Annotated in this window: 9 protein-coding genes; 3 read left to right on the forward strand and 6 right to left on the reverse strand. The window is 73.7% G+C overall.

The genetic code is table 11. The features are described from left to right. Positions 1-177: 177 nt before the first annotated feature. Both treS and AC3EVP_RS12425 read right to left on the reverse strand, forming a co-directional pair. Entirely contained in the window at positions 178-1,878 is a 1,701-nt protein-coding gene (treS, locus tag AC3EVP_RS12420; RefSeq protein WP_335974589.1) for a maltose alpha-D-glucosyltransferase, read from the reverse strand. Further along, positions 1,875-3,860: an alpha-1,4-glucan--maltose-1-phosphate maltosyltransferase gene (locus AC3EVP_RS12425; RefSeq protein ID WP_435129194.1), complete on the reverse strand. Its 1,986-nt coding sequence runs from the start codon at positions 3,858-3,860 to the stop codon at positions 1,875-1,877. The genes treS and AC3EVP_RS12425 overlap by 4 nt, the downstream gene beginning before the upstream one ends. Positions 3,861-4,527: 667 nt before the next feature. On the opposite strand from AC3EVP_RS12425, the gene glgP reads away from it, so the two are divergent. Beyond that, positions 4,528-7,149 (forward strand): alpha-glucan family phosphorylase, encoded by a 2,622-nt coding sequence (gene glgP / locus AC3EVP_RS12430; protein ID WP_435129197.1) that lies wholly within the window; start codon positions 4,528-4,530, stop codon positions 7,147-7,149. Between the two features lie 79 nt (positions 7,150-7,228). Here the strand turns inward: glgP and AC3EVP_RS12435 are convergent, their stop codons facing one another. Further along, a complete protein-coding gene (locus AC3EVP_RS12435) occupies positions 7,229-7,444 on the reverse strand; it encodes a cold-shock protein (RefSeq protein WP_335974580.1) in 216 nt (71 codons plus the stop codon). 189 nt (positions 7,445-7,633) lie between these two features. Between AC3EVP_RS12435 and AC3EVP_RS12440 the strand changes: the two genes are divergently transcribed. Both AC3EVP_RS12440 and AC3EVP_RS12445 read left to right on the forward strand, forming a co-directional pair. Beyond that, positions 7,634-9,574: an ABC transporter ATP-binding protein gene (locus AC3EVP_RS12440; protein ID WP_435129200.1), complete on the forward strand. Its 1,941-nt coding sequence runs from the start codon at positions 7,634-7,636 to the stop codon at positions 9,572-9,574. Then, on the forward strand, positions 9,571-11,388 hold the full coding sequence (locus AC3EVP_RS12445) for an ABC transporter ATP-binding protein (protein WP_335974577.1): 1,818 nt from the start codon (positions 9,571-9,573) through the stop codon (positions 11,386-11,388). Before AC3EVP_RS12440 ends, AC3EVP_RS12445 begins: the two co-directional genes overlap by 4 nt. 27 nt (positions 11,389-11,415) lie before the next feature. Here the strand turns inward: AC3EVP_RS12445 and AC3EVP_RS12450 are convergent, their stop codons facing one another. The 3 genes from AC3EVP_RS12450 to glgX form a co-directional block, all read right to left on the reverse strand. After that, a complete protein-coding gene (locus tag AC3EVP_RS12450; protein WP_435129203.1) occupies positions 11,416-12,345 on the reverse strand; it encodes an SDR family oxidoreductase in 930 nt (309 codons plus the stop codon). A gap of 616 nt (positions 12,346-12,961) precedes the next feature. Continuing rightward, positions 12,962-14,221, reverse strand: a complete 1,260-nt coding sequence (locus AC3EVP_RS12455; protein ID WP_435129206.1) for an MFS transporter — start codon at positions 14,219-14,221, stop codon at positions 12,962-12,964. A gap of 91 nt (positions 14,222-14,312) precedes the next feature. Then, positions 14,313-16,646, reverse strand: coding sequence for a glycogen debranching protein GlgX (glgX, locus tag AC3EVP_RS12460; RefSeq protein ID WP_435129209.1), 2,334 nt, complete (start codon positions 16,644-16,646; stop codon positions 14,313-14,315). Positions 16,647-16,803 lie beyond the last annotated feature (157 nt).

The raw sequence follows: 16,803 nt of genomic DNA on the forward strand, positions 1-16,803 counted from the left end.
GCCTCCCGGATGACGGGTACGGGCTGTCCGGCGACACGGGGAGCCTGCCCCGGGCGGGTGACAGGAAACCGCCGTACGGGCTGCTGCGGGTTTCGCTCGATCGTCCCAAAGGTGCGGTGCCCGCGCACCTCGGACGGCGGGTCAGGCCGAGGGGCCGGTCCGGCCGGCCCCCCGCCGTCAGGACGGGTCGCGGCGCAGCCGGAACCAGTAGAAGCCGTGCCCGGCGAGCGTGAGCAGGTACGGCAGCTGGCCGATCGCCGGGAAGCGCACCCCGCCGATCAGCTCCACCGGGTGCCGGCCCGCGAACTGCCGCAGGTCCAGCTCGGTGGGCTGGGCGAAGCGGGAGAAGTTGTTCACGCACAGCACCAGGTCGTCGCCGTCCTCGCGCAGGAAGGCGAGCACCGCCGGGTTGCTCGACGACAGCTCGGTGAAGGAGCCGACGCCGAACGCCCGGTTCTGCTTGCGGATCTCGATCATCCGCCGGGTCCAGTGCAGCAGCGAGCTGGGGGAGCTCATCTGCGCCTCGACGTTGGTGACCTGGTAGCCGTAGACCGGGTCCATGATCGTCGGCAGGTAGAGGCGGCCGGGGTCGGAGGAGGAGAACCCGGCGTTGCGGTCGGGGGTCCACTGCATCGGGGTGCGCACCCCGTCGCGGTCGCCGAGCCAGATGTTGTCGCCCATGCCGATCTCGTCGCCGTAGTAGAGGATCGGCGAGCCGGGCAGCGACAGCAGCAGCGCGGTGAACAGCTCGATCTGGTTGCGGTCGTTGTCCAGCAGCGGGGCCAGCCGGCGGCGGATGCCGATGTTGGCGCGCATCCGCGGGTCCTTGGCGTACTCCGCGTACATGTAGTCGCGCTCTTCGTCGGTGACCATCTCCAGCGTCAACTCGTCGTGGTTGCGCAGGAAGATGCCCCACTGGCAGTTCGCCGGGATCGCCGGGGTCTTGGCCAGCACCTCGGAGACCGGGTAGCGCGACTCGCGGCGCACCGCCATGAAGATCCGCGGCATCACCGGGAAGTGGAACGCCATGTGGCACTCGTCGCCGCCGGCCGGGAAGTCGCCGAAGTAGTCGACCACGTCCTCGGGCCACTGGTTGGCCTCGGCGAGCAGCACGGTGTCCGGGTAGTGCGCGTCGATCTCGGCGCGCACCTTCTTCAGGAAGCCGTGGGTGCGCGGCAGGTTCTCGCAGTTGGTGCCCTCCTCCTGGTACAGGTAGGGCACCGCGTCCAGCCGGAAGCCGTCGATGCCCAGGTCCAGCCAGAACTTCAGGGCGGCGAGGATCTCCTCCTGCACGGCCGGGTTCTCGTAGTTCAGATCCGGCTGGTGGGAGAAGAAGCGGTGCCAGTAGTACTGCTTGCGGACCGGATCGAAGGTCCAGTTCGACGTCTCGGTGTCCACGAAGATGATCCGGGCGTCGGAGAACTGCTTGTCGTCGTCGGCCCAGGTGTAGTAGTCGCCGTACGGCCCGTCCGGGTCGCTGCGGGAGGCCTGGAACCACGGGTGCTGGTCGCTGGTGTGGTTCATGACGAAGTCGATGATGACGCGCATGCCGCGCTGGTGGGTGGCGTCCACGAACTCCACGAAGTCGGCGAGGTCGCCGAACTCCGGGAGCACCGCGGTGTAGTCCGCGACGTCGTACCCGCCGTCCCGCAGTGGGGAGGCGAAGAACGGCGGCAGCCACAGGCAGTCCACGCCCAGCCATTGCAGGTAGTCGAGTTTGGCGGTGATCCCCTTGAGGTCGCCGACGCCGTCGCCGTTGCTGTCCTGGAAGGAGCGGACGAGGACTTCGTAGAACACCGCCCGTTTGAACCACTCGGGATCACGGTCCTTGGCAGGGGTGTCCTCGAAGGTGTCAGGAACGGGTTCGTTGACGATCAACTGAGTGACCCTCCGATCGATGGAGACGGTCGCAGCGACAGCACGTGCGCGGGCGCGTGGCCCGGATCGAGCCGCACATAGTTGTCCCTGCCCCAGTGGTAGGTCTGGCCGGTCAGCTCGTCGCGTACCGGGAACGACTCGTGCCAGGAGAGGCCGAGCGCCGCCATGTTCAACGACACGGTCGCCTCCTGGGTGTGGAAGGGGTCGAGGTTGACGACCGTCAGGACCACGTCGTCGCCGTGCCGCTTGGAGTAGGCGAGCAGGGCCTCGTTGTCCACCGGGTGGAACGTGATGTCCCGCAGCTGCCGCAGCGCCGGGTGCCGGCGGCGCAGCCGGTTGAGCGTGGTGAGCAGCGGCGCCAGCGAGCGGCCCTCGGCCTCCGCCCGGGCCCAGTCGCGCGGCCGCAGCTCGTACTTCTCGGAGTGGGCGTACTCCTCGCTGCCGGGGTGCGCCGGCTCGCCCTCGCACAGCTCGTAGCCGGCGTAGACCCCCCAGGTCGGGGAGAGGGTGGCGGCGAGCACCGCGCGGGCGGCGAAGGCCGGCCGGCCGCCGTGCTGGAGGTAGGCGTGCAGGATGTCGGGGGTGTTCACGAACAGGTTCGGCCGCATGTAGGCGGCGCTGTCGCCGCTCAACTCGGTCGCGTACGAGGTGAGTTCGTCGCGGGTGTTGCGCCAGGTGAAGTAGGTGTAGGACTGCTGGAAGCCGATCTTGCCGAGGGTGGCCATCATCGCCGGGCGGGTGAACGCCTCGGCGAGAAAGATCACGTCGGGGTCGGTCCGGTTGATGTCGGCGATCACCTTCTCCCAGAACACCACCGGCTTGGTGTGCGGGTTGTCCACCCGGAAGATCCGCACCCCGTGCGCCATCCAGTGCCGCAGCACCCGCAGCGTCTCCCGCACGATGCCCGCGAAGTCCCGGTCGAAGGCGATCGGGTAGATGTCCTGGTACTTCTTCGGCGGGTTCTCCGCGTAGGCGATGCTGCCGTCGGGGCGGTGCGTGAACCACTCCGGGTGCTCCTTGACCCAGGGGTGGTCCGGCGAGCACTGGAGGGCGAAGTCGAGCGCGACCTCCATGCGCAGGTCGCGGGCGCGCGCCACGAAGTGGTCGAAGTCGGCGAGGGTGCCCAGGTCCGGGTGGACCGCGTCGTGGCCGCCCTCGGGCGAGCCGATCGCCCACGGCGAGCCGACGTCGTCCGGCCCGGCGGTCAGGCTGTTGTCCCGGCCCTTGCGGAAGGAGGTGCCGATCGGGTGGATCGGCGGCAGGTACACCACGTCGAAGCCCATCGCGGCCACCGCGGGCAGCCGTTCGGCGGCGGTGCGGAAGGTGCCCGAGCGCAGCCGCCCGTCCGGCCCGGCGCTCGCGCCCTCCGAGCGCGGGAACAGCTCGTACCAGGACCCGAACAGCGCCCGCTCGCGCTCGACGTGCAGCGGCATCGGCCGGGAGGCGCTGACCAGCTCCCGCAGCGGGAAGCGGTCCAGCGCCGCGACCACCTCCGGGGCCAGCGCCGCGGCGTGCCGGGCGGCCGGCGCCAGGGAGGCGTCGCGCAGCGCGTCCACCGCCGCCAGGACCGCGGGCCGCCCGTCGCCCTTGGGCACTCCGGCCGCGGCCCGCTCGTGCAGCCGCGCGCCCTCGGCCAGCACCAGGTCGGTGTCCATCCCGGCCGGGATCTTGATGCCCGCGGTGTGCCGCCAGGTCGCCACCGGGTCCGACCACGCCTCGACCGTGTACGTCCAGCGCCCTTCGGCCGTCGGGGTGATGTGCGCCCCCCACCGGTCGGTGCCCGGCGCCAGCTCCCGCATCGGCGTCCACGGCCCCGAGCGGCCCGAGCTGTCGCGCAGCACCACGTTCGCCGCCACCGCGTCATGGCCCTCGCGGAAGACGGTGGCGGTCACCTGGAACCGTTCGCCGACCACCGCCTTGGCGGGCCTGCGGCCGCAGTCCACACTCGGCTCGACGTCGACGACGGGGATACGACCGATCATTTCCTCACCTGACAGCTCGGGACGGGACTGCTCGACTGACGTGCGGACGGCGGGGCCGGCGGGGCCGGCTGACCGGATCTGCCGGGACGTTCTGGGGTCGGCTGCGGGGGACGGGACGGCGGGGCCGCCCGGTAGGGAGCCTCGCTACTTTTTAACTGCTCTTGGCCGAACCGGCTCGCCCGCGAGGTCGCTCCAGGAGGGGTTCACCCGGGTGGCCGCCGGTGCGGGACGTCACATGTGCGAGCCTGCCCACGCTTCCCGGCCTGAACGCACCACCTGACGGCGTTTCGGTAGCGCGGCGCGAAGTGCGCGCGTTCGCGGTGACCGATCCGCCGAGCGGCCGCGCCCCTTACCCGCGCTCGTCACCGGGGGTCTGCGCCCCGCGGCGCGCCCCCGCGTACGCCTGCCGGGGCAGCACGCCGCCGGAGCACCGCTCGCACGCCGTCGTGCCCGGCCGGCGGCGCCGCACCGCCCGGGCACCGCCGTGCCCCCGGGCCGCCCGCCGCCCCGGCGGCGGCCGCACCCGGACGGCGGGCGGGCCCACCCGGGCGCGCCCGCGCCCGGCCCCGGGGCCGCTTCGCCCCGGTGAGCCGCCGTTCGGGCGTTTGGCCCAGGAGATCGTGGACAACCCCCCCGGCCCCCCGGCACCCGGGCTACGGTCGAAGACGTGAAGGCAATCCGTCGATTCACCGTGCGCACCGTCCTGCCGGAACCTCTGCGCCCGCTGGGGGAACTGGCCTCGAACCTACGCTGGTCCTGGCACGAGGAGACCAGGGAGCTGTTCCGCAGCATCGACCCCGCCGGCTGGCAGACCGCCCAGGGCGACCCCGTCCGGCTGCTCGCCGCCGTCTCCGAACAGCGGCTGGCCGCCCTCGCCGCCGACCGCCGCTTCCTGCGCCGGCTGTCCGCCGCCGCCGAGGAGCTCGCGGACTACACCACCGCCCCCCGCTGGTACCAGGAGCAGACCGACCTGCCCGCCGCCGTCGCCTACTTCTCACCCGAGTTCGGCATCACCTCGGCGCTGCCGCAGTACAGCGGCGGCCTGGGCATCCTCGCCGGCGACCACCTCAAGGCCGCCAGCGACCTGGGCGTACCGCTGGTCGGGGTCGGCCTGCTCTACCGGCACGGCTACTTCCGGCAGAGCCTGTCCCGCGACGGATGGCAGCAGGAGCACTACCCGGTGCCGGACCGGGACTCGCTGCCGATCAGTCCGCTGCGGGAGGCCGACGGCAGCACCGCCCGCATCACCCTGGCGCTGCCCGGCGGCCGCACCCTGGCCGCCCGGATCTGGCTGGTGCGGGTCGGCCGGGTGCCGCTGCTGCTGCTCGACTCCGACACCGAACCCAACCAGCCGGCCGAACGCGACGTCACCGACCGGCTCTACGGCGGCGGCAGCGAGCACCGGCTGCTCCAGGAGATACTGCTGGGCATCGGCGGGGTCCGCGCGGTCCGCGCCTACTGCCGGATCACCGGCCACCCGCAGCCGGAGGTCTTCCACACCAACGAAGGCCACGCCGGCTTCCTCGGCCTGGAGCGCATCAGGGAACTCTCCCTGGACGGCCTCGACTTCGACGCGGCCCTGGAGACCGTACGGGCCGGCACCGTGTTCACCACCCACACCCCGGTCCCGGCCGGCATCGACCGCTTCACCCGCGACCTGGTCGCCCGCCACCTCGGCGACGGCGGCGAACTGCCCGGCGTGGACGTCGCCCGCGTCCTGGAACTGGGCCGGGAGACCTACCCCGGCGGCGACCCGGACCTGTTCAACATGGCCGTGATGGGCCTGCGGCTGGCCCAGCGCGCCAACGGCGTGTCCACCCTGCACGGCGCGGTCAGCCGGGAGATGTTCGCCGGGCTGTGGCCCGGCTTCGACCCGCAGGACGTGCCGATCACCTCCATCACCAACGGCGTGCACGCCCCGACCTGGGTGGCGCCGGAGGTGCTGCGGCTCGGCAGCCGCCAGTTCGGCGCCTCCCGCGCCGAGGACGCCCTGACCGTCGGCGGCGCCGAGCGCTGGGAGGCGGTCGCCGGCGTGCCGGACGCCGCCGTGTGGGAGCTGCGCCGCACCCTGCGCGAACGCCTGGTGGCGGACGTACGGGACCGGCTGCGCGCGTCCTGGCGGCAGCGCGGCGCCGACGACGCCGAGCTGGGCTGGACCGGCCAGGTCCTCGACCCGGACGTGCTGACCATCGGCTTCGCCCGCCGGGTGCCGTCCTACAAGCGGCTGACCTTGATGCTGCGCGACAAGGAGCGGCTGGCGGCGCTGCTGCTGCACCCGGAGCGGCCGATCCAGATCGTGGTGGCCGGCAAGGCGCACCCCGCCGACGAGGGCGGCAAGCGGCTGGTGCAGGAGCTGGTGCGGTTCACCGACGACCCGCGGGTGCGGCACCGCATCGTCTTCCTGCCCGACTACGACATGCGGATGGCCCGCACCCTCTACCCCGGCTGCGACGTCTGGCTCAACAACCCGCTGCGCCCGCTGGAGGCGTGCGGGACCTCCGGGATGAAGGCCGCCCTCAACGGCTGCCTCAACCTGTCGGTCCGCGACGGCTGGTGGGACGAGTGGTACGACGGCGAGAACGGCTGGGCGATCCCCACCGCCGACGGCGTCGCCGACGAGGACCGGCGCGACGCGCTGGAGGCGGCCGGGCTCTACGACCTGCTGGAGCACCAGGTCGCCCCGCGCTTCTACGACCAGGGCCGCGACGGCCTGCCGAGCCGCTGGATCGAGATGGTCCGGCACACCCTGACCGTGCTGGGCCCGAAGGTGCTCGCCGGGCGGATGGTCCGGGACTACGTCGAACAGCTCTACGCCCCGGCGGCCCGCTCGCACCGCGCGGTCCAGGGCCCGGCCGCCGCCGAACTGGCCGGATGGAAGCGCCGGGTGCGCCAGGAGTGGCCGCGGGTCGCGGTCGACGAGGTGGAGGCCGTGGCGGCGGCCGGCGCGGTGGGTGAGGACGCGGAGCTGGGCGCCACCCTCACCCTGCGGGTGCAGGTCGCGCTGGGCGGGCTCGACCCGTCGGACGTGGACGTGCAGCTGCTGTCCGGGCCGGTGGACGCCGGCGACCGGCTGACCGCGCCCGTCGCGCAGTCCCTCAAACCGGTGGCGCGGCCCGACGTGGCGGGCCGCTGCACCTTCGAGGGGTCGCTCACCTTGGACCGTACCGGCGCGTTCGGCTACACCGCGCGGGTGCTGCCGGCGCATCCGCTGCTCGCCGACCCGGCCGAACCGGGCCTGGTCGCGGTGCCGCCGGAGACCGAGGGCATGACCGCGGGAGTGCTGCGCTAGGGGAGACGGGGAAGGCCCGCACCGAGCTGGTCGGTGCGGGCCTGAGCTCAGCCACGGGGGCCGGAGCCGGCGGCCGTCCTCAGACCGCGCCGTTGAGCATGCGGATGTTCTCCGCCTGCGGTCCCTTGTTGCCCTGCGTGACGTCGAACTCCACCTTCTGGCCCTCCAGCAGCTCACGGTAGCCGGTGGCCTGGATGTTGGAGTAGTGGGCGAAGACGTCGGAGCCGCCGCCGTCCTGCTCGATGAAGCCGAAGCCCTTTTCCGAGTTGAACCACTTCACGGTTCCGGTTGCCATAATCCATCTCCTACGGGGTATTGCGGGTTTCCAACACCGCACTGTACGGAATCGGACCCCGGGTGCCGATCACCCCACACCGGTGGAAAACGGCAAAAACCAGTCCGGCCGAGCGCAGGCCGGTCCACGCCCCGGCCCCGGCCGGAAAACCGGATGAGCGCTGTCACACGGTGGGCCTAGTGTCGACAAGTGACCTCTGCCACCAGCGACACGACCGCGCCCGACCACCGCCACCGATCCACCGTCCGCTCCCTGCGCCGGCTGTGGCCGTACGTCAGACCGGTACGGGCGAGACTGGCCCTGTCGGCGGTCGTGGCGGTGGTGGCGTCCTGCATGTCGCTGTTCATCCCGCTGGTGCTCAAGTGGATGGTCGACGGCCCGGTGCAGGACCGGGACCCGGGCGGGGTGTGGCTCGGCGGCGGCATCGTCCTGCTGCTCGGGCTGCTGGAGGCGGGCCTGTTCGGCGTCCGCCGCTGGCTGGTGGCCCGCCCGCTGGCCGGCGTCGAGGCCGCCATGCGCAAGGACCTCTACGAGCACCTGCAGCGGCTCCCGGTCGACTTCCACGACCGCTGGGCGTCGGGCCAACTGCTCTCCCGGGCCACCATGGACCTCCAGATCCTGCGGATGTTCCTCGCCTTCCCGCTGGTGTTCCTGGTGGTCAACGGCGCCACGGTGCTGATCGGCTTCGCGATCCTCTTCGCCCAGTCGTGGCTGCTGGGACTGCTGCTGCTCGCCCCGGCCGTGCCGCTGATGATCCTGTGCTCCTACTTCGAGACCCGCTACGCGCTCGCCGCCCGCCGGGCCCAGGACCAGGCCGGCGACCTCGCGACCCTCGTCGAGGAGTCCGTGCTCGGCATCCGCATCATCAAGGCGTTCGGCCGGCACCGCAGCCAGGCCGCGTCCTTCCGCCGCCAGACCCGCGCGCTGTGGGACACCGAGATCGACAAGGCGCGGCTGCTCTCCAACATCTGGGCGGTCATCATGACGCTCCCGGAGATCGCCCTCGGCGCCGCCCTCGTGGTCGGGGCGCTGCGGGTCGCCGACGACCGGCTGTCGGCCGGCACCCTGGTGGCGTTCCTGTCCACCGCGCTCACCCTGCGCTGGCCGGTGGAGTCGATCGGCTTCCTGCTCGCGATGAGCAACGAGTCGGCCACCGCCGCCGACCGCTACTTCGAGGTCCGCGACACCCCGCGGACCGCCGATGCCGCCGACACCCCCGATGCCGCCGACGCCCCCGGTACCGCCGACGCAGCAGCCGCAGCCACCGCCGACCGCGGGGATCGCCCCGACGGCATCCGGCTGGCCGGCGTCCGCTTCCGCTACCCCGACGCGCCGCCGGACAGCCCCGAACTGCTGCGCGGCATCGACCTGCACATCCGCCCCGGCGAGACCATGGCCCTGGTCGGCGCCACCGGCTGCGGCAAGACCACCCTCACCGCGCTGCTGCCCCGGCTGCACCGCGCCACCGGCGGCCGGATCACCCTGGACGGCGTCGACACCGCGGACCTGGCCCCCGGCCGGCTGCGCGAACTCGTCGCCGTCGCCTTCGAGGAACCCACCCTCTTCTCCGCCACCGTCCGGGAGAACGTGGAGATGGGCGCCGGGCCGCAGGGCGCCGACGAGGAGGACGTCCGGCGGGCACTGGCCGTCGCCCAGTGCGACTTCGTCGACGCCCTGCCGCAGGGCCTGGACACCCAGGTCGGCGAGCAGGGGCTGAGCCTGTCCGGCGGCCAGCGGCAGCGCCTCGCGCTGGCCCGGGCGGTGGTCGGCCGCCCGCAGTTCCTCGTACTGGACGACCCGCTCTCCGCGCTCGACGTGCACACCGAGGCCCTGGTCGAGGCCGCACTGCGCGACGTACTGCGGGCGACCACCGCGCTGGTGGTCGCCCACCGGCCCTCCACCGTCATGCTCGCCGACCGCGTGGCCCTGCTCGCCGACGGCCGGATCACCGCGGTCGGCACCCACGCGGAACTGCTGCGCGACAGCGCCGAGTACCGCTACCTGATGTCCGGCGCGCCGGCCGACGGCGCCGCCGCACCCGGCCGGCCACCACGTGGAACACCCGCGGGCCCCGGCGCCGCGCACCGGCCCGGCGGACTCGCCGCCCTCGAAGGGAGCGACGCCCGATGACCGCCGAACTCGTCGACACCGCCGACCCGTTCGACCGGGACGTCCTCCCGGCACCGCGCAACGCCCAGCTCACCCTGCTGCGCTCGCTGCTGCGCCCGCACTCCGCCCGGGTGTGGGCCGCCGCGATCTACCTGCTGGTGCAGCAGGCCGCCGTCCAGGTCGGCCCGCTGCTCGTCGCCTACGCCATCGACCACGCCATCCCCGCGGTCCGCGACGGGCGGCACGGCCCGCTGGTCGCGGTGGCCTGCGGCTACATCGGCTGCGGCGTCGCGGCCGGCGTGCTGCAACGGGTCTTCATCAGGACCGCCGCCCGGGTCAGCCAGGACGTCCTGGTCGACCTGCGCGGGCGGATCTTCCGGCACGCCCAGACCCTCAGCCTCGACTTCCACGAGCGGTACACCTCCGGCCGGCTGATCGCCCGCGCCACCTCCGACGTCGAGTCGATCCGCGAACTGCTCAACGACGGCCTCGACGAACTCGTGGAGGTCGTGCTGTCCGCGGTGTACATCACCGCCCTGCTGCTCTTCCTGGACTGGAAGCTCGGCCTGCTGACCCTGGTGTCGTACGGGCCGCTGTACCTGGCCATCCGCAGCTACCAGCGGCGCGCGGTCGAGGCGTACCGCAGGCGCTCCACCGCGATCGCGGCGGTGATCGTGAAGTTCACCGAGACGATGAACGGCATCCGCCCGGTCAAGGCGTTCCGCCGCGAGCAGCCCAACGACACGGCGTTCGCCGAGCTCAACGAGCGGCACTACCGGGCCAACGGCGACGCGATCCTGGAGATGGCGCGCTACGTCGTCCGCTCCCGGCTGATCGCCAACGTCACGATCGCCGGGATGGTGCTGTGGGGCGCCTACCGGGTGGCCGGCGGCAGCATGGCGCTGGGCGTCCTCGCCGCCTTCGTGCTCTACCTGCGGCGGCTGTACGACCCGATCGACCGGCTCGGGATGTTCCTCAACTCCTACCAGTCCGCGGCCGCGTCGCTGGAGAAGATCGCCGGGCTGCTCGCGCAGGCGCCCACGGTGCCCGAGCCGGCGCAGCCGGTGCCGCTGCCGTCCCGCGCGGCGGGCGCGCTGCCCGGGCGGGAGGTCGTCTTCGACGGCGTGCGGTTCGCCTACCGGACCGGCGGGGAGGTGCTGCCCGCCTTCGACCTGCGCATTCCGGCCGGGCAGACCGTCGCCGTGGTCGGCGCGACCGGCGCCGGCAAGTCCACGCTCGCCAAGCTGCTGGCCCGCTTCTACGACCCGACCGACGGCCGGGTGCTGCTCGACGGGGTGCCGCTGCGCGACCTCGGCCGGGAGGACCTGCACCGCGGGGTGATCATGGTCACCCAGGAGGCGTTCCTCTTCTCCGGCACCGTGGCGGAGAACATCACCATCGGGCGGCCGGACGCCACCCGCGAGGAGGTCGAGGCCGCGGCCAAGGCGATCGGCGCGCACGACTTCATCGCGGCGCTGCCCGACGGCTACGACACGGACGTCCGCAAGCGCGGCGGCCGGATCTCCGCGGGGCAGCGCCAACTCGTCGCCTTCGCCCGGGCGCTGCTCGCCGACCCGGCCGTCCTCATCCTCGACGAGGCGACCTCCTCGCTCGACGTCCCCGGCGAGCAGGCGGTGCAGCACGCCATGGACACGGTGCTGCGCGGCCGCACCGCGGTGATCATCGCGCACCGGCTGTCCACGGTGGAGATCGCCGACCGGGTGCTGGTGATGCGGGCCGGGCGCGTCGTCGAGGACGGCGCCCCCGCCGAACTCATCGCCGCCGACGGTGACTTCGCCGGACTGCACCAGGCGTGGGCGGACAGCCTGGTGTAGCCCGGCGGGGCCTTGGGCAGCCGGGTCTCAGGCGGCCGGGCCGGTGAAGTAGTGGCCCTGGTCGAGGTCTTCGAGCAGGCCGGGGCCGGCCGGCCGCCAGTCCAGCAGTTCGCGGGTGCGGGTGCTGGCGGCGGGGCTGTCCAGGCCGACGAAGGTCGCCATCCAGGTGAAGTGCGCGGGCGCGTCCTCCGGGGAGATCGACGCCACGGGCACGTCCAGGTGGCGGCCGATCACCTCGGCCACGTCGCGCAGGGCCACGCCCTCCTCGCCGACCGCGTGCAGCACGGACCCCGCGGGGGCGGACTCCACGGCCAGCCGGAAGAGGGTCGCCGCGTCGGAGCGGTGGACCGCCGGCCAGCGGTTGGTGCCGTCGCCGACGTAGGCGGAGCGGCCGTTGGTGCGGGCGGCGCTGATGATGGTGGGCACGAAGCCCTGGTCGCCGTCGCCGTGCACGGTCGGAGGCAGGCGCACCACGGAGGAGCGGACCCCGCGGTCGGCGAGGGCGACGGTGGCCCGGGCGTTGTCCATCCGCTTCGACGGGCCCGCCCCGTGGTCGTCCGCCAGGCCCGTCAGCCCGTCCTCCTCGGTCAGCACCCGGCCCGGGGTCAGCCCGAGCACGCCCCCCGCGATCACCAGCGGCTTGCCCGTCCCGGCGAGCACGTCGCCGAACGTGTCGATGGCCAGCCGGTCCGCGTCCGCGGCCGCCTCGAACCCGCCGCTGAACGCGATGTCGTGCTTGAACGCCAAGTGGATGACCCCGTCCGCCCCCTCGGCCGCCTCCCTCAGCGTCTCCACGTCGTCGAGGGTGCCCCGCACCACCTCGGCCCCCGCCTTCACCAGTGCCTCCGCCGACGCGTCCGACCGCGCCAGCCCCACGACCTGGTGCCCCGCCCCCAGCAGCTCCGGCACCACCGCCGACCCGATCCAACCCGACGCACCCGTAACGAACACACGCATGACCCAACCTCCTCGCACACGGGCGACCAGCCATCCGGCCACCCCGATGTCAGCCACTGTCATCAACCCTAACACCCCATGACACCCCCTGCCATCACCCCCCACCAACGGCCGGCCCCACAGCAACGGCTGGCCGCACCCCCACCGGGCGCGCCCGGGCAAGCTCGTGCACCGCAGCGGCGCATGGCCGCGGGCCCACCGAGGCCCAGGAACCGTGCCGCCGGAGGCGGCGCAGGGGCGCGGGGAACTGCGCGCCCAGCCACCCACCGGCGCGCACCCGGGCGAGAAGGGGCACCGCAGCGGCGGCTGGCCGCAGCCCCACCGGGCGCACCCGGGCAAGCTCGTGCACCGCAGCGGCGCATGGCCGCGGGCCCACCGGGGTTCAGGGACGGTGCTGCCGGGGGCGGCGTAGGGGCGCGGGGAACTGCGCGCCCAGCCACCCACCGGCGCGCACCCGGGCGAGAAGGGGCACCGCAGCGGCGGCTGGCCGCACCCCCACCGGGCGTGCCCGGGCAAGCTCGTGCACCGCAGCGGCGCATGGCGCGGGCCCACCGGGGGCGCGGACCCGGGCGGCGGGGGCACCCCGCGAACGGGGGGCGCGGCTGAACCCGCGGAGCTACCTGCCGGGGAGGCTCCGCACGGACCGAATCCCGAGAAGCGTCGCGGCGACGACCAACGGCACCACCCCGCCGACAAGAAGAACATCCCGCGCACCGAACACCGCGGACGCGGGCCCCGCCAGCGCCTGCCCGACAGGCACCATCGCAATGGACCCGGCCACTTCGTACGCGTGGATGCGGTTGAGGATGTCCCCGGGCACATGGGTCTGCACACTGGTCGCCCAGTTGACACCCCAGTACGCCGAACACGCCCCTGCCACCAGCACGCAGCAGGCGATCGCCCAGACCGGCAGGCCGAGACCGACGGACGTCGGCATCAGCGCCACCCCGAACAGCGCGAGCGACCCCGCCCGCAGCGGCCGCGCGGACCGCAGCCGCATCGCGCACAGCGCCCCGAGCGCCGTACCCCCGCCGAGCGCGGAGTTGACCAGCCCGTACGCGCCCGCCCCGTGCGCGGGGATGATCTGCGCGGCGGCGAGCGGCGTGTACGGCCCGACCGTGCACACCATGTACACCATCCACACGAGGATCACCGACCACATCCACGTGCGGGCCCGGAACTCCTGCCAGCCCTCGACCAGATCGGCCCGGAAGGACGAGACGGCGGCGGCGAGCCGCGGCGGCGGGGGCGGCAGCCGGAGCGAGAGCAGGCACAGCGCGCTGGCGAGGTACGTACCGGCGTGCGCGGCGAACACCACACCGGTGGAGGTGAACCCGACGAGCACCCCCGCCAACCCCGGCCCGACCAGCCCGGCGACGGACTCGGCGGTGCGGATGACGGCGTTGGCGCCCTGCACGTCGTCCGCGACGCGCACGATCGTGCTGGCCACCCCCGGCTGGAACATCGCCGCGCAGATGCCGTTGACCACCGCGATCAGCGCCACCTCCCACAGCCGCACCTGGTGGACGGCGAAGAGCACCGCCGCGGTGGACTGCGTGCAGACCCGCACCAGGTCCGCGCCGACCATCATCGCGCGGGCGTCGAACCGGTCGGCGAACACCCCGCCGAAGACCACGAACCCCGCGAAGCACGCGGTGGACGCGGCCATCACCAGCCCGATGTCGCCGGCGGAGTAGCCGTAGCCCAGCAGACCGGCCGACAGCGCGACGGGCAGCATGGTGTCGCCGAGCATCGCCACCGTGCGGGCGGTGAAGAAGGCGCGGAAGTTCGCCGACCACAGCGGGCCGGCGGCCGGGCGTACCGTGAACCCCGAAGCGGCGGCAGTGACTTCGGGTCCGGGTTGCGGAGTGCTCACGGTGCCAATATGGACTGGACCACTCGGTGATTTCCACAGGGTTCTGACCTGCGAGATGCCCGGTTCCGCGAGCCCGCCCGGGCCGACCGGCTCACTGCGCGGCCGGCCGTACCCGCAGCAGCCGCACCGACCGGGCCGCGACCGTCAACGTCCCGCCGTCCGACAGGAGTTGACCGCCGCCGCTCCCGTCGCCCTCCGCCGCGGTGTCGAGCACCGCCTCGTACCCCGCCGCCCACGGCACCCCGGGCAGCGTGAACTCCAGCTCCCGCGCACCGGCGTGCACGATCAGCAGGAAGCTGTCGTCGACCACCGGCTCCCCGCGCGCGTCCCGCTGCGGGATGTCCCGTCCGGACAGCAGCATCCCCAGGGTCGCGGACGGCGCGAACCAGTCCCGTTCGGCCAGCTCCCGCCCGTCCGGCCCGAACCAGGTGACGTCCGGCAGCCCGTCCGGCGTCAGCGACAGCCCGGAGAAGAAGCCGCCGCGGCGCAGCACCGGGTGCGCGCGGCGCAGCGCGATCAGGCGGGCGGTCAGGTCGAGCAGCGCCGCGTAGGACGGGTCCTCGCACAGCGACCAGTCGACCCAGCCGGTCGGGTTGTCCTGGCAGTAGGCGTTGTTGTTGCCCTGCTGGGTGCGGCCCATCTCGTCGCCGGCCACCAGCATCGGCACCCCGGTGGACAGCAGCAGGGTGGCGAGCAGGTTGCGCAGCTGGCGGTGGCGCAGCGCCAGGACGGCCGGGTCCTCGGTGTCGCCCTCCGCGCCGCAGTTCCAGGAGCGGTTGTCATCGCTGCCGTCCCGGCCGTCCTCGCCGTTGGCCGCGTTGTGCTTGCGGTCGTGGCTGACCAGGTCGCGCAGGGTGAAACCGTCGTGCGCGGTGACGTAGTTGACGGAGGCGTACGGCCGGCGGCCGCCCCAGTCGTAGAGGTCGCTCGACCCCGACAGGCGGTAGCCGAGGTCGCGCACGTCGGTGGTCGCGCCGCGCCAGAAGTCCCGTACGGTGTCGCGGAACCGGTCGTTCCACTCGGTCCACAGCGGCGGGAACGCGCCCACCTGGTAGCCGCCGGCGCCGACGTCCCACGGCTCGGCGATCAGCTTCACCCGGCGCAGCACCGGGTCCTGGGCGATCACCGCGAGGAACGGCGAGAGCATGTCCACGTCGTGCAGCGAGCGGGCGAGCGCGGCGGCGAGGTCGAAGCGGAAGCCGTCCACGCCCATCTCGGTGACCCAGTAGCGCAGGCTGTCGGTGATCAGCCGCAGCACGTGCGGCCGCACCACGTCCAGGGTGTTGCCGCAGCCGGTGTAGTCCGTGTAGCCGCGGCCGTCGGCGCCCAGCCGGTAGTAGCCGCGGTTGTCGATGCCGCGCAGCGACAGCGTCGGGCCGCCCTGGCCGCCCTCGGCGGTGTGGTTGTAGACCACGTCGAGCAGCACCTCGATGCCCGCCGCGTGCAGCGCGCGCACCATCCGCTTGAACTCCCCGACCTGGCCGCCCCGGCTGCCGCTGGCGCTGTAGGCGGCGTGCGGGGCGAAGTAGCCGATCGAGTTGTAGCCCCAGTAGTTGCTCAGCCCGCGGCGCAGCAGGTGCTCCTCGTCGGCGGACTGGTGCACCGGCAGCAGCTCCACCGCGGTGACGCCCAGCCGGGTCAGGTGCGCGATCGCGGCCGGGTGGGCCAGCCCGGCGTAGGTGCCGCGCAGCTCCGGCGGGATGCCGGGGTGCCGCCGGGTGAAGCCGCGCACGTGCAGTTCGTAGATGACCGTGTCCGACCAGGGGGTCTTGGGGCGGCGGTCGTCCCGCCAGTCGTCGTCGTCCTCGACCACCACGCCCTTGGGGACGTACGGCGCGGAGTCCCGGTCGTCGCGCACGGTGTCGGCGAGGCCCGCCTCCGGCCAGTCGCGCACATGGCCGTACACCTCGGGGGCCGCGGTGCGGAAGCTGCCGTCGACCGCCCGCGCGTACGGGTCGAGCAGCAGCTTCGCCGGGTTCCAGCGGGCGCCGGTCCACGGGTCCCAGCGGCCGCCCACCCGCAGGCCGTAGCGCTGCCCGGGCCGCACCCCGGGGACGAAGCCGTGCCACACCTCGTGGGTCAGCTCGGTCAGCGGGGCGCGGGTCTCGGTGCCGTCGTCGGCGAACAGGCACACCTCCACCCACTCCGCGCCGCCGGCCCACAGCGCGAAGTTGGTGCCGGGCGTGCCGTCCGGGCCGGGGTGGAAGCGGGCGCCGAGCGGCTGCGGGGAGCCGGGCCAGACAGTGGTGGTGGCGGACGGCGGTGTGCGGCCGGCGGGCGGGGGCGTACGGCGGCCGGTGCGCGGCCCCGGCGGTGCGGCCGGGGCCCCGGGTATGCCCGGCGGGCGGGTTGCGGGGCCGGCGCCCGGGCCCGGCTCGGGGAACGGCTCGGCCCGTTCGGCGTCGAACTCACGGGTCTCGGACATGTCTCAGCCCTCCAGCGGCTCCCCGGTGCCGCGGGGCGTCCCGTGCCCGGCGGCCGACCGTCCCTGAGCAGTCCGCGCACCCTTCGCGGTCCCCGCACGCGTCGCGCTCCTCGCAGGGATTGTTCCCCGGTGGCCGGGCCGTCACCCTGACGCCGCT

The sequence above is a fragment of the Actinacidiphila sp. bgisy144 genome, from assembly GCF_057708105.1.

Bases quoted from the DNA above. Each gene is read 5' to 3' on its own strand.
- AC3EVP_RS12425 (WP_435129194.1), bottom strand. From the start codon at position 3,860: ATGATCGGTCGTATCCCCGTCGTCGACGTCGAGCCGAGTGTGGACTGC.
- AC3EVP_RS12435 (WP_335974580.1), bottom strand. From the start codon at position 7,444: ATGGCAACCGGAACCGTGAAGTGGTTCAACTCGGAAAAGGGCTTCGGC.
- AC3EVP_RS12445 (WP_335974577.1), top strand. From the start codon at position 9,571: ATGACCGCCGAACTCGTCGACACCGCCGACCCGTTCGACCGGGACGTC.
- AC3EVP_RS12450 (WP_435129203.1), bottom strand. From the start codon at position 12,345: ATGCGTGTGTTCGTTACGGGTGCGTCGGGTTGGATCGGGTCGGCGGTG.
- glgX (WP_435129209.1), bottom strand. From the start codon at position 16,646: ATGTCCGAGACCCGTGAGTTCGACGCCGAACGGGCCGAGCCGTTCCCC.